The 23,423-nt window shown below is 69.8% G+C and carries 20 protein-coding genes; 7 read left to right on the forward strand and 13 right to left on the reverse strand.

The annotated features are described in order from the left end of the window. Nucleotide 1: 1 nt before the first annotated feature. The 7 genes from mraY to mraZ all read right to left on the reverse strand — a co-directional run bounded on the left by mraY (nt 2) and on the right by mraZ (nt 8,122). Nucleotides 2-1,099, reverse strand: coding sequence for a phospho-N-acetylmuramoyl-pentapeptide-transferase (gene mraY, locus ACNI3K_RS07130; protein WP_419391193.1), 1,098 nt, complete (start codon nt 1,097-1,099; stop codon nt 2-4). Then, complete coding sequence (locus tag ACNI3K_RS07135) at nt 1,096-2,496, reverse strand: UDP-N-acetylmuramoyl-tripeptide--D-alanyl-D-alanine ligase (RefSeq protein ID WP_419391194.1); 1,401 nt, start codon at nt 2,494-2,496, stop codon at nt 1,096-1,098. Before ACNI3K_RS07135 ends, mraY begins: the two co-directional genes overlap by 4 nt. Beyond that, nucleotides 2,493-4,175 (reverse strand): UDP-N-acetylmuramoyl-L-alanyl-D-glutamate--2,6-diaminopimelate ligase, encoded by a 1,683-nt coding sequence (locus ACNI3K_RS07140; RefSeq protein WP_419391195.1) that lies wholly within the window; start codon nt 4,173-4,175, stop codon nt 2,493-2,495. The genes ACNI3K_RS07135 and ACNI3K_RS07140 overlap by 4 nt, the downstream gene beginning before the upstream one ends. Continuing rightward, nucleotides 4,172-6,106, reverse strand: a complete 1,935-nt coding sequence (locus ACNI3K_RS07145) for a peptidoglycan D,D-transpeptidase FtsI family protein (RefSeq protein ID WP_419391196.1) — start codon at nt 6,104-6,106, stop codon at nt 4,172-4,174. The genes ACNI3K_RS07140 and ACNI3K_RS07145 overlap by 4 nt, the downstream gene beginning before the upstream one ends. After that, a complete protein-coding gene (ftsL, locus tag ACNI3K_RS07150; RefSeq protein WP_419391197.1) occupies nt 6,103-6,558 on the reverse strand; it encodes a cell division protein FtsL in 456 nt (151 codons plus the stop codon). The genes ACNI3K_RS07145 and ftsL overlap by 4 nt, the downstream gene beginning before the upstream one ends. Next, the gene (gene rsmH, locus ACNI3K_RS07155) at nt 6,555-7,538 is read right to left on the reverse strand and encodes a 16S rRNA (cytosine(1402)-N(4))-methyltransferase RsmH (protein ID WP_419391198.1); all 984 of its coding nucleotides are present in this window, start codon (nt 7,536-7,538) and stop codon (nt 6,555-6,557) included. The genes ftsL and rsmH overlap by 4 nt, the downstream gene beginning before the upstream one ends. A 116-nt stretch (nt 7,539-7,654) precedes the next feature. Then, a complete protein-coding gene (mraZ, locus tag ACNI3K_RS07160; protein WP_419391199.1) occupies nt 7,655-8,122 on the reverse strand; it encodes a division/cell wall cluster transcriptional repressor MraZ in 468 nt (155 codons plus the stop codon). Nucleotides 8,123-8,355: 233 nt separating this feature from the next. Here mraZ and ACNI3K_RS07165 point away from each other — a divergent pair, with 233 nt between their 5' ends. Genes ACNI3K_RS07165 through ACNI3K_RS07175 form a run of 3 tightly spaced genes read left to right on the forward strand, consistent with a single transcriptional unit; the run spans nt 8,356 to nt 12,940 of the window. Next, complete coding sequence (locus tag ACNI3K_RS07165; protein WP_419391200.1) at nt 8,356-9,393, forward strand: AAA family ATPase; 1,038 nt, start codon at nt 8,356-8,358, stop codon at nt 9,391-9,393. Continuing rightward, nucleotides 9,390-10,703: a DUF58 domain-containing protein gene (locus ACNI3K_RS07170; RefSeq protein WP_419391201.1), complete on the forward strand. Its 1,314-nt coding sequence runs from the start codon at nt 9,390-9,392 to the stop codon at nt 10,701-10,703. Before ACNI3K_RS07165 ends, ACNI3K_RS07170 begins: the two co-directional genes overlap by 4 nt. Then, nucleotides 10,700-12,940, forward strand: coding sequence for a transglutaminase TgpA family protein (locus ACNI3K_RS07175; protein WP_419391202.1), 2,241 nt, complete (start codon nt 10,700-10,702; stop codon nt 12,938-12,940). The genes ACNI3K_RS07170 and ACNI3K_RS07175 overlap by 4 nt, the downstream gene beginning before the upstream one ends. Before the next feature lie 149 nt (nt 12,941-13,089). Here ACNI3K_RS07175 and ACNI3K_RS07180 read toward each other — a convergent pair whose 3' ends face one another. Next, on the reverse strand, nt 13,090-13,476 hold the full coding sequence (locus ACNI3K_RS07180) for an SCO2097 family morphological protein (protein WP_419391203.1): 387 nt from the start codon (nt 13,474-13,476) through the stop codon (nt 13,090-13,092). A gap of 88 nt (nt 13,477-13,564) precedes the next feature. Between ACNI3K_RS07180 and ACNI3K_RS07185 the strand changes: the two genes are divergently transcribed. Next, a complete protein-coding gene (locus tag ACNI3K_RS07185) occupies nt 13,565-14,341 on the forward strand; it encodes a spermidine synthase (RefSeq protein ID WP_419391204.1) in 777 nt (258 codons plus the stop codon). Nucleotides 14,342-14,487: 146 nt separating this feature from the next. On the opposite strand, the gene ACNI3K_RS07190 is transcribed toward ACNI3K_RS07185, so the two are convergent. After that, nucleotides 14,488-14,691, reverse strand: coding sequence for a cold-shock protein (locus ACNI3K_RS07190; RefSeq protein ID WP_062134680.1), 204 nt, complete (start codon nt 14,689-14,691; stop codon nt 14,488-14,490). A 142-nt stretch (nt 14,692-14,833) separates the two neighbouring features. After that, nucleotides 14,834-15,757: a PAC2 family protein gene (locus ACNI3K_RS07195; protein WP_419391205.1), complete on the reverse strand. Its 924-nt coding sequence runs from the start codon at nt 15,755-15,757 to the stop codon at nt 14,834-14,836. 207 nt (nt 15,758-15,964) lie between these two features. On the opposite strand from ACNI3K_RS07195, the gene ACNI3K_RS07200 reads away from it, so the two are divergent. After that, a complete protein-coding gene (locus tag ACNI3K_RS07200; protein WP_419391206.1) occupies nt 15,965-18,178 on the forward strand; it encodes a HelD family protein in 2,214 nt (737 codons plus the stop codon). 40 nt (nt 18,179-18,218) lie between these two features. Here the strand turns inward: ACNI3K_RS07200 and ACNI3K_RS07205 are convergent, their stop codons facing one another. Continuing rightward, nucleotides 18,219-19,016: a matrixin family metalloprotease gene (locus ACNI3K_RS07205; protein ID WP_419391207.1), complete on the reverse strand. Its 798-nt coding sequence runs from the start codon at nt 19,014-19,016 to the stop codon at nt 18,219-18,221. A gap of 99 nt (nt 19,017-19,115) precedes the next feature. Here ACNI3K_RS07205 and serA point away from each other — a divergent pair, with 99 nt between their 5' ends. Both serA and ACNI3K_RS07215 read left to right on the forward strand, forming a co-directional pair. Then, the gene (serA, locus tag ACNI3K_RS07210; RefSeq protein ID WP_419391208.1) at nt 19,116-20,312 is read left to right on the forward strand and encodes a phosphoglycerate dehydrogenase; all 1,197 of its coding nucleotides are present in this window, start codon (nt 19,116-19,118) and stop codon (nt 20,310-20,312) included. An 89-nt stretch (nt 20,313-20,401) separates the two neighbouring features. Further along, nucleotides 20,402-22,456: a DEAD/DEAH box helicase gene (locus ACNI3K_RS07215; protein WP_419391625.1), complete on the forward strand. Its 2,055-nt coding sequence runs from the start codon at nt 20,402-20,404 to the stop codon at nt 22,454-22,456. Nucleotides 22,457-22,465: 9 nt separating this feature from the next. On the opposite strand, the gene nrdR is transcribed toward ACNI3K_RS07215, so the two are convergent. After that, a complete protein-coding gene (nrdR, locus tag ACNI3K_RS07220) occupies nt 22,466-22,924 on the reverse strand; it encodes a transcriptional regulator NrdR (protein ID WP_419391209.1) in 459 nt (152 codons plus the stop codon). A gap of 88 nt (nt 22,925-23,012) precedes the next feature. Further along, entirely contained in the window at nt 23,013-23,402 is a 390-nt protein-coding gene (locus ACNI3K_RS07225; RefSeq protein WP_419391210.1) for a LysM peptidoglycan-binding domain-containing protein, read from the reverse strand. Nucleotides 23,403-23,423 lie beyond the last annotated feature (21 nt).

Here is a 23,423-nt window from a genome sequence, read left to right on the forward strand (position 1 = left end):
GTCACTCTCCCGGTGGCAGCGCGGCGATCCACTCGGCGTAGAAGATGCCGATGCCCGCCGCGGCAGCCAGCCCCGCGAGGATCCAGAAGCGGATGACGATGGTCACCTCGCCCCAGCCGATCATCTCGAAGTGATGATGCAGGGGCGCCATCTTGAACACCCGTTTACCGCCCGACAGCTTGAACCAGCCGATCTGGATCACCGAGCTCGCCACGATGATGACGAACAGCCCACCGATGATGACGCCCAGCAGTTCGGTGCGCGACATGATGGTGACGCCGGCGATCGCGCCGCCCAGGGCGAGCGAGCCGGTGTCTCCCATGAAGATCTTCGCGGGAGAAGCGTTCCACCACAGGAAGCCGAAGCAGGCGCCGGCGATGGCGGCTCCGAGGATGGCAAGGTCACGCGGGTCTCGCACCTCGTAGCAGAGGCTGTCGTACGACGTGAAGCCGCACCACTGGTTGTACTGCCAGATACCGATCACGGTGTAGGCACCGAAGAAGATCAGCGCCGCACCGGTGGCGAGACCGTCGAGCCCATCGGTGAGGTTGACGGCGTTGGACCAGGCGGCGATGAGGAAGTTCGCCCACACGATGAACAGGATGATCCCGATCGCTGGACCCCAGTAGGCCAGGTCGAGAGCGGTGTCGCGCAGGAACGAGATGGAGGTGGACGCGGGCGTGTCGTCGTAGCTGTTGGGGAACTGCAGGGCGAGCACCGCGAAGGTGATGCCGACCACCGCTTGACCCAGGATCTTGTAGCGCGCTTTGAGGCCCAGCGACCGCTCTTGGCGGATCTTGATGTAGTCGTCCAGGAACCCCACCAGCCCCAGCCCGACGATGAGCAGCACCACGAGCATGGACGAGGCGTACGGCGTGCGGCCGGTGAGGAGGTTCGCACCCAGCCACCCGAGCACGGTGGCGAGGATGATGACCACGCCGCCCATGGTGGGGGTGCCGCGCTTCACCAGGTGGGTCGCGGGCCCGTCGTGGCGGATGAACTGCCCGTACTGGTGACGGGTGAGGAAGCGGATGAACAGCGGGGTGCCGAGCAGCGCGATGAAGAGCGAGATTCCGCCCGCGAAGACCACCGCTCTCATGAGTCAACTCCCAGCAGATCGTCGGCCAGCTTCCACAGCCCGGCTCCGTGGGACGCCTTGATCAGCACGGTGTCGCCGCGCGTGAGGCGCCCGTCCAGGAACGCGCGGGCCTCGTCAATGGTAGCGACGTAAGCGGCCTCGTCTCCCCACGAGCCTTCGCGGACGGCCGATGCGTGGGCGGGCTTGGCGCCCTCCCCCACCACCAGCAGGTGGTCGATTCTGAGCCGCACGACGTCCAGACCGATCTCCTCGTGCCCGGCCCGCGAGGAGTCGCCCATCTCCCTCATCTCGCCGATCACGGCGAAGGACCGGCCGGTGGTGGCGACCTCCCTGAGCGCCCGTAGCGCGGCGCGCATCGACTCCGGTGACGCGTTGTAGCTGTCGTCGAGGATCCACACGCCGTCGCTGCGCTCGGTCAGTGCCATGCGGTGGGGGCTGAGGGGCAGCGCTTCGCTCAGGCGCGCCAGGGCCTCGTCTAGGTCCGTGCCGCACTCGAGGGCCACTGCGAGAGCGGCCAGCGCGTTGGTCACGTGGTGCTCGCCGACCAGCCGGAGCTGGGCGCGGGGCCGGCCCGCACTCGAGATGCCCTCTCCGGCAATGGTGAATGACGGGCGTCCGCGTTCGAGGGCGATGTCGGTGGCGACGAGGGCGGAGCCGGGGGTGGTGCCGTACATGCGCACCCGCCGACCATCCGTCTGCAGCGAGGGCCGCGCGGCCATCGCCACCACCCTGTCGTCGTCGGCGTTCAGCAGCGCCAAGCCGCCGGGTACCAGCCCGTCGAGCAGCGTCGCCTTCTCCGCGGCTAGAGCCTCCGGGGAGCCGTAGCCTCCCAGGTGAGCAGTGCCGACCGTGAGCACGACCGCGATGTCCAGGGGCGCGATCCGCGTGAGGTAGGCGAGGTCTCCGGGAGCGGAGGCGCCCATCTCGAGCACGAGGTGGCGCGTGGAGGCGTCGGCTCGCAGGACGGTGAGCGGCAGGCCGATCTCGTTGTTGAAGCTGCCGACCGGCGCCACCACGTCATCGAGCACCTGAGCCAGCAGGTCCTTGGCGGTGGTCTTGCCATTGGAACCCGTGATGCCGATCACCGTGAGGTCGCCCTCGGTGCGCAGCAGGGCCAGGTACGCGCTGGCGAGGCGGCCGAGCGCTGCAGTCACGTCCTCGACGAGCACGTGGGGGCCGGCGACGGGCTGGGAGACCAGTGCGAGCGTCGCTCCCGCCTCGAAGGCGCGGGGCGCGTACTCGTGGCCGTCGACACGCTCGCCCACGAAGGCCGCGTACAGCGCACCCGGCCGGACGTCGCGGGAGTCCTTCTCCACCGACGTGACGCGGGTGTCCACCTCGGCCGCGAGCTCGCCGGCCACGGCGTTTGCCACCCACTGGGCCGTCAGCGGCCTCATGCGTGGTTCCCGGTGCCCGTTTGTGCCGATGTCACGGGGCCGTGGACGGTCACGTGCGCCTCGGGTCCCGCGTCCGCCGTCCGTCCCTGGCGCTCCGCGATGATCCGGGCGTGCGCCGCGAGGTACGCGTCGCGATCGTTGTAGCGGTGGAACACTCCGGCGATCTCCTGGGTGGGCTCGTGGCCCTTGCCCGTGACGATCACGGTGTCCTCGGGGCGTGCGAGCCGCAGCGCGTACTCGACCGCGGCCACGCGTGGTTCGACCTCGTGCACGTCGTGCAGGTCGGGTCGCACCTGCTCGATTCCCGCCCGGATCGCGGAACGCACCGCGGCCGGCTCCTCGGATCGGGGATTCTCGTCGGTGAGCACGATGACGTCTGCGAGCTCGGCGGCGATGCCGCCCATCACCGGGCGCTTGCCCTGGTCGCGGTCGCCGTCCGAACCGAAGATCAGGATGAGCCGGCCGGGCGTGATCGGGCGCACGCCCTGAAGTGCGAGCGTGAGCGCATCGGGCGTGTGCGCGTAGTCGACGATCGCGAGCGGGTCAGTCTCTGTGCGCTCGACGACGCGCTCCATCCGTCCCGGCACGGCGTGCGCGGTCGCCACGCCAGCGATGGCCTGCGGCAGGGGCACCCCGGCGGCGTGCGCGGTCGCGATGGCCACCATGGCGTTCGAGACGTTGACGAGGCCCGGCAGCGGCGACTCGGCGGTGTGCTCGGCTCCCCGCGGGTCGGTGAAGGTGAAGCGCGAGCCCACGCCGTCGAGACCCACGTCCGCCCACGTCACGGTCCAATCGGCGGCCTGCGGGTCGTCGACGTGCGTCGATACGGTCTCGACCGGGACTTCGACGCGCGCCGCGAGAGCGCGACCCCACTTGTCGTCGACGTTGATGATGCCGCGAGCGGCGCGGCCTGGCTCGAACAGCCGGGCCTTGGCGTCGAGATAGTCCTCCATGGTGCCGTGGAAGTCCAGGTGGTCCCACTGCAGGTTGGTGAACACCGCGACGGAGAACTCGACCCCGCTGATGCGCTCCAGGGCCGCCGCGTGCGAGCTGACCTCGGTGACGGCGGCCGTGACGCCTTGATCGCGCATGCGGGCGAGCAGTCCGTGCAGCACCGGGGACTCGACCGTCGTGCGCGGCGACTCGACGGTCTCGTCGAGGATCCGCAGCTCGACGGTGCCCATGATGCCGCGGCGCTCATGCACCTGCGCGAGGGCGTTGTCGACGAAGTACGCCGTGGTGGTCTTGCCGTTGGTGCCCGTGATGCCGACGAACACGAGCTCGCGGCTCGGGTCGCCGTAGACCAGCGCGGCCGCCTCGCCCATCGCGCGCCGAGCATCGGCGACGATCAGCACGGGGACGTCGACGCCGGAGGCGGCGAGCAGCGCCTCGCCCTCCCCGTCGGTCAGGACAGCGACCGCCCCCGCCGCGACCGCATCGGCCGCGAACCGCGCACCGTGGACCTTGAGCCCCGGGAAGGCGCCAAAGAGGTCGCCGGGAAAGACGGAGTGCGAGTCCACCGTCGCGCCCGTCACCAGCACGGATCCGGGGTCTTCGCCCACCGGCTCGGACTCCCGCTCGGCGCGCGCACGCAGGCGCGCACCCGCACGGTCAGCCAGTTCGGCGAGCGTGCGGGGCACCGCTCTCGAAGGACGCAGCGCCATCTCCTGCACGTTCACTCCCAGGTCGTTGGATACATCTCTTCGCGGGGGCCCGAGGGCGGGACCCGGAGAGCCTGCAGGGCAAAGGTCGTCACGTCCTTGAACACCGGGGCCGCGACCTCGCCGCCCCAGATCGAGGACTTGGGGTCCCACACGATCACGGAGACGACGATACGCGGATCATCGGCCGGAGCCACTCCGACGAACGACGACACCAAGCGATTCAACGCCCCCGTCTCGTCAGCGGCCTCCGCGGTGCCGGTCTTGCCCGCCACGCGATAGCCGTCGATCTTCGCAAGACCACCGGTGCCGGACTCCGTCACGTCCTCGAGCATCAGCATCAACTGATCCGCGGTCTCCTCGGACACCACCCGCCGAGGCTCATCAGTATCGCGGACGATGAAGACGTCCTCCGCGGTCTCGTACCCCTTGACGACCGAGGGCTGCAGCCGCACGCCGCCGTTGGCGATGGTCTGGTAAACCTGGCTGGTCTGCAGCGCGGTGGTCGCCACGCCCTGGCCGTACAGCACGGCCCACTTGGTGCGGCCGTCCCACTGCTGCCACGGGTGGAGGATGCCGCCCACCTCGGTGGGGAGGCCGACGTTCGTCGGAGAGCCGAAGCCGAACGCCTCCAGGTACTGATGGCGTTGGGCCTCCGTGAGGTCCTCGCCCACCTGAATGGTGCCGGTGTTCGACGACGTCACCAGCACGCCCGACAGCGTGAGCTTCTGGTCCTCGTGCGCGTGCGAGTCCTTGAATGTCTGGTTGTTGTCGGTCGTGTACTGGTACGGCGCGATGTAGCGGCTGGTCGGCGTTGCGATGCCCTCCTCGAGGGCGGCCGCCATGGTGATGACCTTCGCTGTCGAGCCGGGCTCGAAGATGTCCTCGACGGCGCGAGAGCCACGCGCTGCGGCGTCCGTCGCACCGGGGTCGTTGGGGTCCACGGCGCCGGAATCCGCGACCGCCAAGAACTCTCCGGTCTCGACGTCCTGGACCAGCACGATGCCCTGGGAGCCGCCGTTGACCTCCAGCGCGTCCTCGAGCGCCTGCTGCGCGTAGAACTGGATGTCGCGGTCGAGGGTGAGCTGCACGGTCGAACCGGGCACCGCGGCCTCCTCCTCGAGCACGCCGGTGGGGATCACGGTGCCGCCGCGAGCGTCGGACTCGTAGGTGAGAGATCCGGGCGTCCCCAGCAGCTCGTCCTCGAAGGCGGCCTCGACGCCCGCCAGACCCCAGTCGACTCCCTGCCTGTCGTCGCGCCCGCCCACGAAACCCACGACGTTGCCGCCCACGTCCCCGTTGGGGTACATGCGCTCGGTCACCGGCTCTCGGTCGATGCCGGTGATGCGCTCGGCATCGATCAGCGCCCACACCTCCGGAGTCACGTACTTGGCGATGTACTGAAAGGTCTTGTCGCCCACGAGGTCGGCGGCGAGCTCGGACTCTTCGACGCCCAGGATGGGTGCCAGGATCTCGGCGGCGTCCAGCGGACCCTCGGCGATCACCTGCTTGTTCTCGATGCGCTGGAAGCCCTTGAGCTCCGTCTGGTCGACGAACACGTGATATCGCTGAGCCGAGGTGGCCATCACCACGCCGTTGCGGTCGACGATGTCGGCGCGCACGGGCTCGATGGTCGACGTGGCCAAGCGGTTCTCGAGCGCCGCGCTGGACAGCTCGGAGGAGTTGACCCCCTGGATCACCACCAGCCGTGCGGCGAACACGGCCAGGATCACGAGGGTCACGAGGGTCACGATGCGCTGGCGGGTCTGCGGGTCGCCGATCCGCACGGGGCGCGATCCGCTCGCCGACGTGGCGACCCGCACGGTCGCGGGGCGGCGGGTCGCTCCTGCACTGCCGGAACGCGAGGGGCGCGCGGCGGAGCCGCGGGGGCCTGCCGAGCGCTGACGATAGCCGCGCCCACGGGGATCGCGCCGGTCACCATCGGTCATGGTTGATCCCCCTGGTCACGGTTCGCACTGTCGGCATCGGCGAGCGAGACGAAGCCGTACGTCTCGGCGGGCCTCATCCCGAGCTCAGTGGCGGCATTCGCCAGGCGCGTCGGCGCCGAGTTGGCCTCGATCGCGGTGACCAGCGAAGAGCGCTCCTGGTGCAGGTTCGCGATTTCGATCTTGAGGTCGCGCCGTTCGTATGCGCCCTGCGCCATGGCGGTGTTGAGCAGCAGCACGGTCGAGAGGGCTCCCAGGATGATCAGCACGCAGCCCCACGCGAATGGGGCGAGGGAGCGCGCCTGCTCGGGCGTGCCCACGGCGCGCAGGCGCGGCCTGGACTCGGTTGCGGGCCGGGTGACGGGGTTGGCACGGGCGGCGGCCGATGCGGCGCCTCCGGCGGGTCGCGGACGCGCCGGCGCCTCCTGGAGCCGGCGCAGCGGGGCGGCACTCATGAGGTTCTCCGCAGACGCTTGGGCGGGGTGAGTCGGGTGCGCTCGGCGGCGCGCAGCCGTACCGAGGTGGCGCGCGGGTTTCCGTCGGCCTCCTCGGCCGAGGCCTTCTCGGCGCCCCTGGTCAGCAGGCGCAGGTACGGCTGGTCCTCGTCGGGCACCACGGGCAGGCCGGGAGGTGAGGCGTTGGTCGCTCCGGCGGTCAAAGCCGTCTTGACGATCCGGTCCTCGAGGGAGTGGTACGCCATCACGACCACACGGCCGCCTACTCGGGTGCCCTCGATCACGGCAGGCATGGTGCGCTCGAGCACCTCGAGCTCCCGGTTGACGGCGATGCGCAGCGCCTGGAACGTGCGCTTGGCGGGGTTGGAGCCCGGCTGCCGCGATGCCGCGGGTATGCAGGCGCGCACGATGTCCGCGAGCTCGGCGCTGCGCGTCACGGGCGACTCCTCACGCCGCTTGACGATCGACTCGGCGATGCGGGCTGCGAACCGCTCCTCGCCGTACTCGCGCAGGATCCGCGCGATTTCGCGCTGGTCCCAGTCGCGCAGGATGTCCGCGGCCGTGACCGGGTCCTCGCGGTTCATGCGCATGTCCAACGGGGCGTCCTGCGCGTACGAGAAGCCGCGATCGGCCTCGTCGATCTGCAGAGAGCTGACACCGAGGTCGAGCAGGATCCCGTCAGCTGCGTCGGCGCCCACCTGGGTGAGTGCGCCGTCGACGTCGTCGTACTCGGCGTGGTGGGCGACAAACCGGTCGCCGAACCGAGCGAGACGCTCCGACGCAATCTCGATCGCCTGGCGGTCCCGGTCGATTCCCACGACGGTCGCCCGCGGGCACTGCTCGAGCAGTGCCTCGGTGTGGCCGCCCATGCCGAGAGTGCCGTCGATCGCCACGGCGCCGTCGCGGTCGAGGGACGGGGAGAGCAGGTCGATGCAACGCTGCAGCAGCACCGGCTGGTGCCGCGAGGCCGCATCGGTCATCGCTCGTCCCTCCCTCTCGTTCGTCCTTGTCGCCGTGGCCCGTGGTCTCCCTCCGGCTCTCTGTCGGGGGGAAGTCCGTCAGAGCAGCTCGGGAGGAGACCGCGGGCCACGGTGATTCACATGTCGTCAAATACCTCTGCGGCTGTGGCCGCGTAGTCCTCTTCGCCGTCCACCAAGTACTGCTCCCAGGTGGCGGCATCCCAGATCTCCACACGCGATCCCATCCCCACGACCGCGACCTCGCGATCGATCCCGGCATAGCCGCGCAGCGCGCCACTCAGCAGGATCCGGCCCTGCTTGTCGGGGATGTCGTCCTGGGCGTGCCCGAGGAAGTTCCGCAGGTAGTCGCGAGCGCGCTTGTTCTCGAGCGGGGCCTTCCGCAGGCGATCGTGCACAGATGCGAACTCGTCCAACGGAAACAGGAACACGCACCGGTCCAGGCCGCGGGTGGCGACCAGTCCGGAGGCGAGCCGACCCCTGAACTTCGCCGGCAGGATCAGCCGCCCTTTGTCGTCGAGTCGCGGCGTGAACGTGCCGAGGAAGACCCCGGTGGGGCCAAGACCGTGCGCTAAGGGCTCGGACACCTGGGTCACCTCCTCAAGCCACGACTCGCCAGTGCGCCCCACATTACTCCACTTCACTCCACTTTCAATCGGAACTCATGAGAAGTTCGCCACAGTTGACGCAAACTCCCAGGTAAGTAGGAGTGGAGCAGAGTGGGGGCCTTTGTGTGCGCCGCGAGTGTCACGGCTGGCAGCGGAGATGTCGTCGACCGCGGCATCGCCTAGGCTCGAACGCAGGCTGCAAAGGAGCGTTCATGACCCAGAATCTGCCCACCGAGAGTGAGCTTGACGAGGTCGCCGACCTCACGTCGCGCATCCGTGCGTCGATCTCGTCAGTGCTCTCCGGACTCGATCACGCGATCTCCGGGACCCTGTCGACGGTGCTGGCGCAGGGCCACCTCCTCATGGAGGACGTCCCCGGGGTCGGCAAGACCACCCTGGCGCGCGCGTTCGCGAAGAGCATCGACTGCAGCGTGGGCCGCATCCAATTCACGCCGGACCTGCTGCCGTCGGACGTCACCGGGGTCAGCATCTACCGCGCCGACGAGCACCGTTTCGAGTTCCGGCCGGGCCCCGTCTTCGCGAACGTCGTGATCGCGGACGAGATCAACCGGGCCTCGCCCAAGACACAGTCGGCCCTTCTCGAGAGCATGCAGGAACGCGCGGTGACGATCGATGGACTCACGCGCGAACTGCCCAGCCCGTTCCTCGTGGTCGCGACCCAGAACCCTATCGAGATGGAAGGCACCTATCCCCTCCCGGAGGCGCAACGCGACCGGTTCATGGCGCAGGTCTCCGTGGGCTACCCGCTCCCCCGTGACGAGATGGCGATGCTCGACAGCCACGACGGCGTCGACCCATTGACTCTCGTCAAGCCCGTCGCGGACGCGGCCGCGCTGGCGAGGGCCATCGACATCGCCCGGCGCATCTACGTGGCTCCGGCCATCAAGCAGTACATCGTGGACCTCGTCGGCGCGACTCGCGAAGAGCCGGGGCTGCGGCTTGGCGCCTCGCCGCGCGCCGCTCTCCAACTGCTCGCGGCGTCGAAGGCGCGCGCCGCGATGGCAGGCCGCAACCACGTCCTGCCCGACGACGTGAAGGCGCTCGCCGTGCCGGTGCTCGCGCATCGGCTCATCCCGTCCACCGAGTCTCGCCTGGCGGGCCGTACCCCCCAGCAGACCACGCGCGACATCGTGGACCGCACCGACGTGCCGGTGTCCGCTCGAGACGCAGCGCCCCGGCGCGAGACGGCGGCGGATCGCTCCCGACACCAGGCGGCGCCCACGGCATGACCGCCACCGCGACCCCTCGTGCGGCGCCTCCGCGACAGGCCGGGCGCCCGCGCTCGGACGCGCAGATGACGAGCCGGGGCGTAGGGGTGCTGGCTGCCGGGGTGGTCATCGCAGCGCTCGGGGTCGGGCTGTCGACGCCCATCCTCGTCTACGTGGGCGTGGCCATGACATGTGCGGTGGCGGTCGGGTGGATCTGGCTCGTCCTTGCCGTCGACGCGTTCCTGCGCGCTATCCCCGCAACGCGCAGGGATGTCGTGCCTCACCCACTCACGGCGGGGGTGCCCGGAACGGTGAGCGTGACGATCGACTCGCGAGGCAGCTCTCGCCACCCGCGGCTACGTCGCTCGGTGACGGAGCACCTTGACCTGCGTGAGCAGGCTGCCGCCGAGCTCACCGGCGGAGTCGGCACCAAGGCCACCGTGACGCGCGGCGAGGGCATCCTGACGCTGCGGTACTCGCTGCACCCCACACGTCGAGGGCGCTGGCCGCTAGGGCCCGCGCTGGTGCACTCCGGCGATCCCTTTGGCATGATGCGCGCTGACACCCCCGTGGGCGAGGCTGAGCTGGTGCCGGTGTGGCCCGCCGTCGTGGACCTGTCGGGAACGGCGGGCGCCCTGATGGGGCACGCCGACCGAGTGGTGATGGGGGCGCGCACGCCTTCGCCGGACGATGCGTCGCTACGCGACTACCGCGAGGGAGACGACCTGCGCCGAGTACATTGGGCCAGCTCGGCTCGACTCGGCACCATGCTGGTGCGCTCGGACGAGCGGGCCGGTCGTCGCCCGGCCACAGTGATCCTGGATGCTCCCCGCGAGCCGCTCGCACTCGAGTGGGCCATCTCGGCAGCTGCCTCGATCGCCCTGTCCGTGCTCGACTCGGGACATCCCGTGCGCATGATCGGCCCGGGAATGGATGCCGAGGCGATGCGCCACCTCGGCGAACGCGGCGGCGAGCTTGCGCGGTTCGAGCTGCTGAATCAGACGATCGACCTTCGCTCGCCCGTGTCCCGCGCCGATTCCACCGCCCAGCTGGTCCGCTCAGCCGCGCTCGCTGCCGACGATTCCCGTCATGGCGAGGTGACCGTCGGCGTGCTCGAACCGCTGTCCGAGCGGGCGCTCGATGCCCTGGTCCCCATCGGCGAGGCGGGGCGGGCGTGGGCGATCGTCCGCGTGAGTCCGAGCACGGAGGCCGACGCCGGTCGCACGGTGCGCGGACTGCGGCGCGCGGGATGGCGCGCGACGACCGCCTCCCCCTCCGACGACCTGGCAGAGCTGTGGACCCGCATGCTGCGGGCCGGGGAGATCGAATGACCGCCAGGGACCGCTCCCCGTGGATCGCGACGCCGCTGGTCGCGGTGGCGACCTTCCTGGGAATCTACGGACTTGGCGTGATGATCGAGATCGGCGCGTGGCTGACGGACGTGGCGCTGGTGCTCGCCGTCGCGGTCGTGGCCTCGGCGCTCACGCGGCTGGCGAGCCGGTCGCGCGCGCTACCCACGCTGATCGCCGCGATCGCCTCCGTCGTGGCCATGGTGCCGCTGTTCGCGGTCACGGAGGACGGTGAGGCACGCCTGCTGCCCACCCCCGATGCCCTGCGTGACCTGGGTGCCGCCATCCGCGGAGGCGTGGACTACGCAGCGCAGACGGTGGCACCGGCTCCTCCAGACCCCTCGTTCACGGCTCTGATCGCAGCGGGCGTGCTGGCCCTGTTCCTGGTGGCTGACCACCTCGCGGTGTCCTGGCGAGCAGCCGCCACCGCGGGCCTGCTGCTGCTCGTGCCGTGGATGCCAGCCGTCATCTTTCAGCACCGCGTGTCAGCGACCGCCCTCATCTGCGCGATAGCCGCGTGGCTCGCCACGCTGGCGCTCACCCGCCGCCCGTCCGGGGTCGAGGGCCGGCCGGGCCTCGGCGGAGCGGTGACCGCCACCACCGCCGCACTCGCAGGCGTGCTGCTCGTGGCGCCGACCGCCCTGGGAGGCCTGGGCTGGGGGATGATCCCGCGGATCGACGCCCCTTCCGGACTCGACACCTCCACTCGGCTCAACCTCGCGCTGGACCTGCGCACCTCGCTCACCGCCAACTCAACCTCGCCCGTGCTGGTGTACGAGACGACGGGCGACCGGCCCGATTCCTTCCGGCTCTACACACTCACCGACTTCGACGGCGTGCAGTGGGCGCGGGAGGCGACCGAGACGCCGGTGCAGCCTGCAGCGGGCAGACCGCTGTGGACGGCGCCCATCGACGACTGGGACGGGCGCGAGCGCAGCCGCATCGAGATGCAGGTGCTCGACCTGACGGAGACCAACCTGCCGCTGCCTCCCACTCCCCGGAGCGTGGAGATCGAAGGCGACTGGTTCTACGACGCCGAGCGCGACGAGGTGGTGGGCGAAGGCGTGACGGCGCGCGACGTGCGCTACTCGATGGTGACGGACACGCAGTTCCACCAGGAGGAGGAGCTCGAGGCCGCGCAGGCGCAGATCGACGAGGGTGCGGCGCCAGAGGACCCTCGCTATCTCGACATCTCGCCCGCGATCGACTCCGGCCGTGTGCAGACTCTCGCGCGGGAGGTGACCGCCGGCACATCGTCCCGGTACGAGCAGGCGCTCGCACTGCAGGGATATCTGCGCAACGCCTCGGAGTTCACCTACGACACGTCGGTGGATCCGACGGGCGGCGACGCCATCAGCACATTCCTCGACGACCGCGAGGGCTATTGCGTGCAGTTCGCGACGACCATGGTGATGATGGCGCGCTCGCTCGGAATTCCCGCTCGCATGGCCGTGGGATTCCTGTCCGGTTCTGCTACCGATCAGGGCACCTGGGTGGTTCAGGGCGGCGACGCGCACGCGTGGCCTGAGGTGTGGTTCCCGGGCGAAGGATGGGTGCGGTTCGAGCCGACCCCGGCGATCCAGTCCGGGATGCCGCCCGCGTACGCGGACCCCTACGCGAATGGCTCGTCGACTCCGCAGGACCTCACACCTGGAATGATCCCTGACGCGGTGCCGGGCGAGCCTGTCGCCCCGGACGGCTCCCCCGCCGGCCCGGGCATGCCGGCGCCGACCGAGACGGCGGAAGAGCCATTCCCCGTGTGGGCGTGGGCGGGGATCGGTGCGGTGCTGGTGATCGCCGTCGCGGCCGCCATTTGGTGGTGGAGCCGCCGGGGCGCGGTCCGGGTATCGCGACTGCACGGAACTGAGGCGGAGTGGGAATCGCTCCGACGCCGGCTGCCCCCCTCGGTGCGATGGTCGGCGGCGCTGACCCCGCACGAGGCAGCCGAACACGTCGTCGAGACCATGAGATCAGCGGGTCCCGGGCTCACCGGGCACGCGACCGAGTCGATGACACGGTTGGCTCACGCCGTCGCCGACCATCGCTACGCCCCTGCGGGCAGCGCGAGCGAGGTGCAACACTTGCGGACCTGGGCCGATGCGGTCCTCACCGAGGCCACGGCCGATTCCCAGCCCGCGGGTCAAGGAAAGGCCACCCGAGGCAAGGCGATGGCCGAGCAGGACTCGAGACGTTCAGGTTCCACATGGGACGGCCGCTAGGCCTCACTCACGCGGTGGCCACAGTGAGACGACCGGGACGTCAGGTCACCCTGCGGCGCACGTCAAGCACCAGTGCAATTCAGAAGACGGAGCAGTCCAGACGACCGAGCAGTTCAGACAGGACCGGCCGATGCCCAGCGGGCCGGCTGCTACAGCTCGCCCTGCTCGCGGCGGCGGTCGAACCGCTCCTCCATGCGCTGCATGAAGTCCTTGTTGTCCTTGGGGGAGGACGCCTTGCGTCGACCACCCGCGGCGCCGGCCTCCTTGGATGAGGGGACGGCCGACTTGCGAGGGCCGAGGAGCGCCCACAGCGCGACCCCCGCCATCACTGCGAAGCCAGCCACGCCCACCAGCGGCAACTCGGCCATGACCCCGACGAGGACGATGCCGAGGCCGATCAGCACGCCGATCGCGGCCCCGATCACCCTCACGGGCGTGCGCGGACCGCGGTTCATTGCGCGGTGGAGAGAAGCGTCTTGCCCGAGATCTTGCTCGAGCTGCGAGAGCACGCGCTGCTCATATTCCGACAGCGGCATGGTCGACCTCCTTCATTGCGGTCCGCGATTATCTCTAGTGTAGTTCCACGAGTCGTCATTCACTAGTCAGCCGAACGGAGCCCGCGCAATGGCCAGACGCACCCGCGCGACGCGCGTGGCTGAGGGTGTCCCTCGCGATGTATCGCTGCCCATCTCCACCGGCTCCGTCCATCTCACTGACGATCCTGATGGTTCAACGACCGTATGGGTCAATGGTGTTCCCAGTTCTTCGATGCACGCAGATGCGAGCGTGCTCGACTTCGAGTACATGCGCCACCTTTCGGCCGCTGTCGCCGCCTGGGGGCCGCCCCCGCGCATGCTCGCGCTGCATGTGGGTGCGGGTGTGTGCACCATGGCACGCCACCTCGTGGACGCGTACCCGGACTCAAGGCACATCGCCGTCGACGTCGACGCGACGCTGCCCGACCTCGCACGCGAGTGGTGGGACCTGCCACGATCCCCGCAGCTGCGAGTGCGTCAGCAGGACGGGCTCGATGCGGTCCGCTCGCGCCACCCCGACAGCCTGGACCTGCTGATCCGCGACGCGTTCGCTGGAGATGCCACTCCGCCGGAGCTCGCGAACGCGGACTGGTGGCATCACGCTCGCCAGGCCGTGCGTCCCCATGGTCTGGTCGTGGCCAACGTCAGTGTGGTGCCGGGCTCGGTCACGCACCGGCTCGACGTCTCCGCGGCTCGCACCGCTTTCACGGCGGTGGTCGCGGTGGCGGAGCCCGCCGTCCTCAAGGGCAAGCGGCGGGGCAACGTGGTGCTGGTGGCGGCGACCTCCGTCGGCGCGGATGCGCTGCGCCGCTACGCCGCCTCGGCCCCGCTTCCCACCGGGGTGGACCCCGGCTGGACGGGATAGCGGCGCCCCGCGAGAGTCACGCAGCCTGCGTCGCGTCTCGCCCTGCCTGAGTGCCCCGCGCCGGGCCCCGAAGTCGGGGTCCGGACATGACAGAAGGCCGCCGCCCCTTGCGGGACGACGGCCTTCTGAAGAAAGTTAGCGGATGCTTAGATCGCGCGAACTGCCTCGGCCTGGGGGCCCTTGGGGCCCTCGGTCACCTCGAACTCGACGCGCTGCGCCTCTTCGAGCGACTTGTAGCCGTCGGTCTCAATCGCGGAGTAGTGCACGAAGACGTCGGCGCCGCCGCCGTCCTGTGCAATGAAGCCGTAGCCCTTTTCAGCGTTGAACCACTTAACAGATCCCTGTGCCATGCGTATTTCCTATCTGTACTGCCCGGGTGACGGGAAGCCTGGACACTGTGTCCGAGCTCGTCGCCGCAATGTCTCGCCCCGGGTCTGAACAGACCGGTTCTTGCACACTACGTTCTTGCAACCACCACTAGCATGACACGGATTACGGCCCAGGGGGAGGATCTTGGCGATGTTGCTCAAGAAATTTTTCAAACTCGGCACCGATCTCCTCCGCTGAAGGCAGCGGACCGTCCATCGCGATGCCGGTGTCGCGCTGCTCCAGATAGGCGTCGTACTGTTCCTCCAGCTGCTGCACGAGCGCCTGCACCTCCTCCGATTCGGAGGTCTGACGAGAGATCTCCTCGGCCGCTCTCGCGGCGCCTTCGTCGAGGGAATCCGACTCGAGCGCGAGGCCAGAGATCCCCTCGATCTCCTCGATCGCCTTCTGCGCGGCCTGCGGGAAGGACGACTGCGCGAGGTAGTGCGGCACGTGCACGGCGACGTTGATCGCCGCGAGCCCCCACTGGCCGAACCGGTACTCCATGAGGTTCTGCGCGCTCGCGGGCACCGTCACTGTGCCGAACACGCTCGGCGTGCCGGGCAGTAGATCTTGACGCGTGCCGTGCACGGTCGCCGTCAGCGGCCGCGTGTGCGGCACGGCCATGGGGATGCCGTGGGTGCCGAGCGTGAGCTCCACACCCAAGCGCTCCACTATTTCCCGCACGGCACGAATGTAGTGCTCCCAGCGAATGTCCGGCTCGAAGCCATGCAGCAGCAGGAACGGCCGGCCTTCGGCGTCATGGACCATGTCCACGTCCAAGTGCGGCTCGTCGTATTCCGTCCACTGATTCAGCGAGAAGGTCATCTCGGGACGGCGCGACCGGTAGTCGAGAAGCTGATCGATGTCGAAGCTCGCGACCCTCACCGGTTCCGACTCGTCGAGGATGTGCTGCGACACAAGGGCGCCCGCGCGCCCGGCGTCGATGAAGCCGCGCAGCGAGTGTACGAGCACCGCACCCTCGGTGGGCGCGGTGGTCGTCCATGCGTCGACGCCGTCGGGGTTCCAGCTGACGAGTGGGGTATCCATGATTCATCCAGTGTCCCACGCGTGCAGGCGCGCACCCCTCGTCTCGCCCGTCTTCACGCTGACCGCGAAACCGCGGTCAGTGGCCGATGCGAGGGCTGGGGAGAGTTCCGACATCGCGGCCTGTAGGTGGTAGCGAGCAGACGCGGTGGCGGGGATAATGGATGACTGCCTCGGGCAGGGAGCCCCGGAGCGACGAGAGGTATGCCGATGCACGACGACCGCACCCTTGCCGCGGAGCGCCGCGGACTGGATGCAGAGCAGCACGTGGTGGACACGCTGTATGCGCGCCTCGACGAGGTGAGGGACGAGGCGGGACGTCGGCTCGCGGGCATCCGCCGCGAGGGCCCTTCAGGGTCCCCGCAGAACCGTTCCGAGCGGGACTCCTTCGCGACTCTGTACGAGGACCGCATCATGCAGCTCGACGCGGTCGAGGACCGACTGTGCTTTGGCCGGCTCGACCTCCACAATGGGGAGCGCTTCTACGTGGGCCGCATCGGGCTCTCGGACGCCGACCACGCGCCGTTGCTGACCGACTGGCGGGCGCCGGCTGCGCAGGCGTTCTACGCCGCGACCGCCGCGAACCCCGGCGGCGTCGTCAATCGTCGCCACCTCACCACCCGCGGCCGGACCGTCGTGGCGGTCGAGGACGACGTTCTCGATGTGGCCCGCCTGCACGAGGCGGGCCTCGACGAGGGACTCGCCGGCGAGGGCGCGCTGCTGGCCGCGCTGGGCGCGCGCCGCACGGGCCGGATGGGCGACATCGTCGCGACGATTCAGACCGAGCAGGACGAGGTCATCCGCGCCCCGCTCACGGGCGCTCTCGTGGTCCAGGGCGGACCCGGCACCGGCAAGACCGCCGTCGCCCTGCACCGTGCCGCCTTCCTCATGTACCACCACCGCGAGCAGCTCGAGAAGCGCGGCGTGCTGATGATCGGGCCCTCGCGTCAGTTCCTGCGCTACATCGATCACGTGCTCCCCTCGCTCGGCGAGACCGGAGCCGTGTCGACCACCCTCGCGGGGCTGGTCCGCGGGGTGCCGATCACGGGCATCGAGCCCGATGCCACCGCCGCGATCAAGGGGCGGACCGAGATGTCGACCGTCATCAGGCAAGCGGTGCGCGAGCGCCAGCGCGTCCCGAAGTCAGACCAAGAGGTCCGCATCGATGGGCGCACCATCGTGATCCGCCGGTCCGACGTCAAGGAGGCCCAGTCGCGCGCCAGGCGCGAGGGCCGCCCCCACAACGATGCCCGCGCCGCGTTCGCGAAGGACATGATCTCGCGCCTGACGACGCAGCTGATGGAGCAGCTCGAGTCCCACCTCGACGCCGATGACAGGCTCGATCTCCAGCGCGACGTGCTGGATTCGAAGGCGGTCCGGGTCGCACTCAACCTGTGCTGGTTGCCCGTCTCCCCCGCCCAGCTGCTGCGCGACCTGTTCTCGAAGCCGCACCTCCTCGACTACGCCGCCCGCGCCTTCGACCAGGACGAGCGAGACCTCCTGCTCCGGCCCGCATCGGCCCCCTTCACGGAGGCCGACATCCCGCTGCTCGACGAGGCGGCCGAGCTGCTGGGTGACCTGCCCGGAGACGCGCCCCGTGCCGCGCGCGCCGAGGCGAGCGAGGAGGAGCTCGATTACGCGCGCTCCGTGCTCGACACGTTCGGCGGAGACGGCATGGTCACGGCGGAGTCCCTCGCGGCGCGGATGAAGGGCGGCGAGGCGCGCATGTCCGTCGCCGAACGGGCCATCAGGGACCGCACCTGGACCTACGGGCACGTGGTCGTCGACGAGGCTCAGGAGCTGTCGCCGATGGCGTGGCGCATGCTGCTGCGGCGTTGCCCCACGCGTTCCTTCACCATTGTGGGAGACGTGGCGCAGGTCGCCTCGGCCGCCGGCACCCGCTGGTGGCCCGAGACGATGGACCCGCTGTTCGGCGAGTCCTGGCAGATGCGCGAGCTCACCATCTCCTACCGGATCCCCGCCGCCGTCGCGGACGCCGCTCAACGCTTCGCGGCCGCCGCGCGACTGCCCGTGAGCGAGCTGCGAGCCGCCCGCGAGCTGGATGATGCGATGGCTACCACACGTGTCGACGACGCCAGCGAGGTGGTCGCCGCTGCGACACGGCTCGCCGCGCAGCACGCGGAGTCGATGGCGGAAGGCGAGGGTGGACTCGTCGCCATGATCGTGCCCGACGCGATGGCGCGCGAGGTCCGCGAGGCCGTGGCGGCGACTCAGGTCGACAGCTCGGTCGAGGTCGAGGTGCACACGGCCCGCCAGACCAAGGGCCTCGAGTTCGACGTGGCCGTGGTCGTCGAGCCCGCCGCGATCGCACCGCGGCCCGGCGACCTGTATGTGGCGCTCACCCGCCCGACGCGCCGCCTCGAGATCGTCCATGCCGAGGAGCTGCCCGCCGGACTGAGCTGAGGCCGGCCTGCGCGCATCGGCCGTCTGGCAGGCCGGAACGCTACTGGCAGGGACCCGATCCGGCGATGGCCAGCCCCGCCCGATCGCCCGGGCCCCAGGTGATCAGCATGCTGTTCTCATCGTTCATGAGCTCGGTCGGGTCCTCGACGTGGGCGAGGCCGATCACGTGCGCGAGCTCGTGCATGATGACGGCCGTCGCGAGCGCGGTTCCGCGGCGCGACTCCATCAGGTCCGCGACATCCTCGGTGTCGAGCACGACGACGCCGGCGGCAAGGAACCGCTGCTCGCCGAACGCGCCGTTGACCGAGCTCGACCCACCCAGGCCGGTGACGGAACCAGCCAGGTCCGGTGTCTGCTCCTCGGTCGACCACCCGACGATGATGGGCGCGAATCCCTCTCCGTAGCGCTCCTGGAACAGCGGGCGGTCGAAACCGGCGACCTCATCCGTCTGGCCGACATACTCGAACGCGAGGCCCGAGTTCCGCGCGACGTCGGCGACGGCATCCTGCACGAGCTGCTCGGCGCCCTCGGGCATCCCCTCAGGGTTGTGCGTCCACTCGAGCATGCGGCAGGGGTCGTAGCGTGTGGGACCTTGCTCGCTCTCCTCGAACATGAAGGCATGGGCTCCGTCGGTGGTGACCGGCAGGCTTGCGGCCCTCCGCTCCGACGGCCCGTCCGGAACCGGGATACGGATCTGCTCGCCGTCGACGACGAGCACGTTGCGCGCCTTGCCAATGTGCTGCCACTGCGCCAGATCGAAACCCGTCGCATACGCGGTGCCCACGATCGCCACGCCGCCTACCAGCCCGATAACCGCTAGGCGACCAAGAGTTCTCATGGCGATAGCCTGCCATGACGAGGGCCGTTCCCACCCTCCGAGAGCCGCGCCGCGGTATGGAGTTGGTAACACCGCCGCGAGTGCGAGATACTTCGGCACGTGCGCGCACTTCTCCTAGAAAACTTGTCTCCCCGAGCCACCGAGATCCTCGAGGCTGCCGACGTGTCCGTCGAGTCCCATGGCGGTGCCATGGACGAGGACGAGCTGATCGACGCCCTCGCGGGCGTCGACATCCTCGGGATCCGTTCCAAGACCCAGCTCACCGAGCGGGTGATCGCGGCGTCACCGTCGCTGTGCGCGGTGGGAGCCTTCTCGATCGGCACCAACCAGATCGACCTCGCTGCGGCCGCACGCAGGGGCATCGCCGCGTTCAACGCGCCGTTCTCCAACACCCGGTCCGTCGTGGAAATGGCCGTCGCCGAGATGATCTCGCTGACCCGCCGCCTGCCGGTGCACAACCGACTGATGCACGAGGGGGTGTGGAACAAGAGCGCCGACGGCGCTCACGAGATCCGCACCCGTACGCTCGGCATCGTCGGCTACGGCAACATCGGCTCTCAGTTGTCCGTGGTGGCCGAGGCGCTGGGCATGAACGTCATCTTCTACGACGCCGCGGAGAAGCTCGCTCTCGGCAACGCGACCCGGATGCCGACCCTCGAGTCGCTCCTGCAGGCAGCGGACGTGGTCACGCTGCACGTGGATGGGCGGGCAGGAAACCAGGGATTCTTCGGCCGTGCGCAGTTCGAGGCGATGAAGCCCGGCGCACTGTTCCTCAACCTCTCGCGCGGATTCATCGTCGACGTGGACGCTCTCAAGGAGGGCCTCGAGTCCGGCGCCATCGGCGGCGCGGCGATCGACGTGTTCCCGGAGGAGCCCAAGAAGAAGGGCGACCCGTTCACCTCTCCCCTTCAGGACATCCCCAACGTCATCCTCACTCCCCACATCGGCGGCTCCACCGAGGAGGCGCAGCGCGACATCGGCATCTTCGTCGCCACACGGCTCCGTGACTACCTCGAGACGGGTTCGACGTCGCTGAGCGTCAACCTTCCCAACCTCCAGCTCGAGCTGCCCCAGGGCGCGCACCGGATCGCCCACCTGCACGAGAACATCCCTGGCGTGCTCGCGGCCGTGAACCGCGAGCTCGCGGAGCACGACGTGAACATCGAGGGACAGCTGCTCGCCACCCGTGGCGAGCTCGGCTACGTCGTCACCGACGTCGCGGCCGGATTGACGGACGATGCGGTCGCTGCGCTGGGCGCCATGCCCGGCACTGTGCGGCTGCGGGTGCTCTCATAGCCGCCGCCGGCGTCCCGTTCCGCAGCCTCGGTCTCCCCGAGGCCCTGGTCTCCGCGCTCGAGAGCGCGGGCCTTGAGACGGCTTTCCCCATTCAGTCGGCCACGATCGCCGATGCGCTGGCCGGGCGAGACGTCCTCGCTCGCGCCCGCACGGGATCGGGCAAGACCTTGGGCTTTGGGCTCCCCGCTATCGCGCAGCTCGCCGAATCTGGCAGGGCCACGCCGCACCGGCCGCGCGCCGTGGTGCTGGTTCCCACCCGCGAGCTCGCCATGCAGGTCAATGACGCGCTCGAGCCTTATGCGCATTCGATGCACGTGTCGCTGCGCTTGGTGGCCGGCGGACTGTCGATGTCCAAGCAGATCCTCGCGATCGAGCGTGGCGTCCACCTCGTGATCGCCACCCCCGGCCGGCTCGCCGACCTGGTGCGACGCGGGCACGCTGACCTGTCCGAGACGCGGATCGTGGTGCTGGACGAGGCCGATCACATGGCGCAGATGGGCTTCATGGACGAGATCGAGGAGATCCTGGAGCGGGTGCCCCATGGTGCTCAGCGACTGTTCTTCTCCGCCACCCTCGACGGCGACGTCGACCGCTTGGTCTCCACCTCGATGACCGACCCCGCGCGACACGACGTCACGGGCGGCGACGACGATGCCTCCGAGATGAGTCACATCGTGCTCCACGTGCCCCCGCACGCGAAGTACCAGCTCGCGACCCGCGTGGCTGCGCGCGACGGTCGCACCATCGTGTTCGTGCGCTCCAAGCTAGGTTGCGACCGCATCGCCGCTCAGATGCGTGATGCGGGAGTGACCGCCGTTGCGCTGCACGGCGACAAGTCTCAAGCCGAGCGCAACCACGCGATCACGGGATTCCGGGCGGGCACCATTCCGGTGCTCGTCGCGACGGACGTCGCCGCGCGGGGTATCCACGTCGACCACGTGGACCTCGTCATGCAGATGGACCCGCCCGCGGACCACAAGGACTACACGCATCGCGCCGGACGCACCGCACGCGCAGGCGAACGGGGCATGGTCGTCACCCTTGCCCTTCCCCACCAGCGGCGCACCGTCGAGGGACTGATGGACAGTGCAGGGGTCGACGCGACCATCACCTCGCTGCGCGGCGACGACGCCGCTTCGCTGACCACGCTCGCTCAGCTCACCGGCGCACAGGAGCCCTCCGGGGTGCCCGTGCCGGAACCGGTGATCAGCGGCGGTAAGCGTGACTCTCGGCCCGAACGCGGCGCGCGCTCAGCACGTCCCTCGCGAGGCGACCGGGGACGGCGCCCCACCCACGGGCGCGCCGCAGACACCGCACCCACGCCCCAGCACGAGAGTGCGAAGGCACGCCACGAGCTGGAGCGGCGCGAGCGTGAACTTCAGGCCCGCGAGCGTGAGCTGGCACTGCGCGAGCAGCGCCTGGGCGACCGCGGCTCTAGCACGCCGGCACAGGCAGCGGCAGAGGCCAGCGAGAAGAGCGGACGCCCGGCTCGCAAGCCCGAGGGATGGGCCAAGCGCTCTCCCAAGAGCAGGGACAGCTGGGCACGCAAGTCAGGCGGGACCTCCGGCAAGCGCAAGCGCGACGAGCGCCTCGAAGAGCCCGGCCGCGCCCGAGACGAGCGATTCACGCGCGGTCGCGGTGAGAGCACCGGGCGTGCCCGCGACGATCGTGCACGAGACGACCGTCCGAGCCGGGGCCGCGACGAGCGGCCCAATCGCACGCGCGACGAGCGCCCCAGCCGGGGCCGCGACGAGCGGCCCAATCGCACGCGCGACGAGCGCCCCAGCCGGGGCCGCGATGAGCGCACTCCCGACCGGGGCGACAAGCAGCCCGACAAGCGTGGTCGTAGCGCTCCCTCGCAGGGGAGGGCCACTGGGCGAGGTGCCGACTCCCGCACGGCTGGGCGCGACGGCGGCGAACGCTCGTCACGCGCTCAGGGACAGCGCTCGGGTGCTGGACCACGCTCCGACGGCGAGCGGTTGGCACCGCGTGCCGAGCGCCGTCGCGCGCTCCAAGACCCCGAGGGAACTCAGCGGCCCGGGCGTCCGGATGCCAAGCCGTCGGCGAAGAAGGCGGGCAAGAAGGGCAAGGGAGCTCCGGCGACTGGCCGCAGCGGCAAGCCCCGACCCAAGAAGAAGCGCTGAGGTACGGCCTCAGGAGTCCGAGGCGTCCTCGGTGCGCAGGCGAGCGATCGCGGCCTCGAAGTCGTCGAGGCTGTTGAAGTCCTGGTAGACGCTCGCGAAGCGCAGGTACGCGATCTCGTCAAGCTCGCGCAGTGGCGGCAGGATCGCGAGACCGATGTCGGTCGCATCGATCTCCGCCTGGCCCGAGGCACGGATCGCCTCTTCGACCTTGTGCGCGAGGTGCGCGAGGTCGTCGTCGCTCACCGGCCGACCTTGGCAGGCCTTGCGCACGCCGCCCACCACCTTGTCGCGGCTGAAGGGCTCGGCCACCCCGCTGCGCTTGAGCACAGTGAGGCTGGCGATCTCAAGCGTCGAGAACCGCTTGCCGCAGTTGGGGCACTCGCGCCGGCGTCGGATCGAGGAACCATCGTCCGAGGTGCGCGAGTCGACGACTCGCGAGTCGGGGTTGCGGCAGAAGGGGCAGTGCATGGCACTACTCTCCCACGGAAGCCACACCCGACCACGACCGCGCGGGTAGGTGCCGCTGCGCCAGCCATCGTGACCTAGCGCGCGAGAGTCAGCTCTCGAGCGCGGGGATGTAAATCTGCTCGCCCGCGCGCAGCGAGGAGTCGCCCATCGCGTTCAGGGTCTGCAGCTCGGCCACGGTGTCGCGGACGTCCTCGCCCGGGCCGGTCATCGTGGTCGCGATCGACCACAGGCTGTCGCCCTGAGCGACCGTGTAGGTGTCGAAGGCCACGTTCCCCGATGCCGTCATTTCGGACACCTCATCGCCGGCGAACGCCCGGGGGGCGAGCAGCGCCACCAGCGCCGCGACGGCTAGCACGAGCACCGCAGCCAGCACTGTCCGGCGCGCGCGGCCCGCAGCGGTGGGAAGAGGGCGGACGCTCACAACCCGCCGCACGCTCACTCCAGTAGTCGCAGGAGCGGAAATCGCATATGCAGTCATGTCATCCTCCATTCGAACACC

The sequence above is a fragment of the Demequina ureilytica genome (assembly GCF_048553575.1).
In the GTDB taxonomy this organism is placed as follows: Bacteria; Actinomycetota; Actinomycetes; order Actinomycetales; family Demequinaceae; genus Demequina.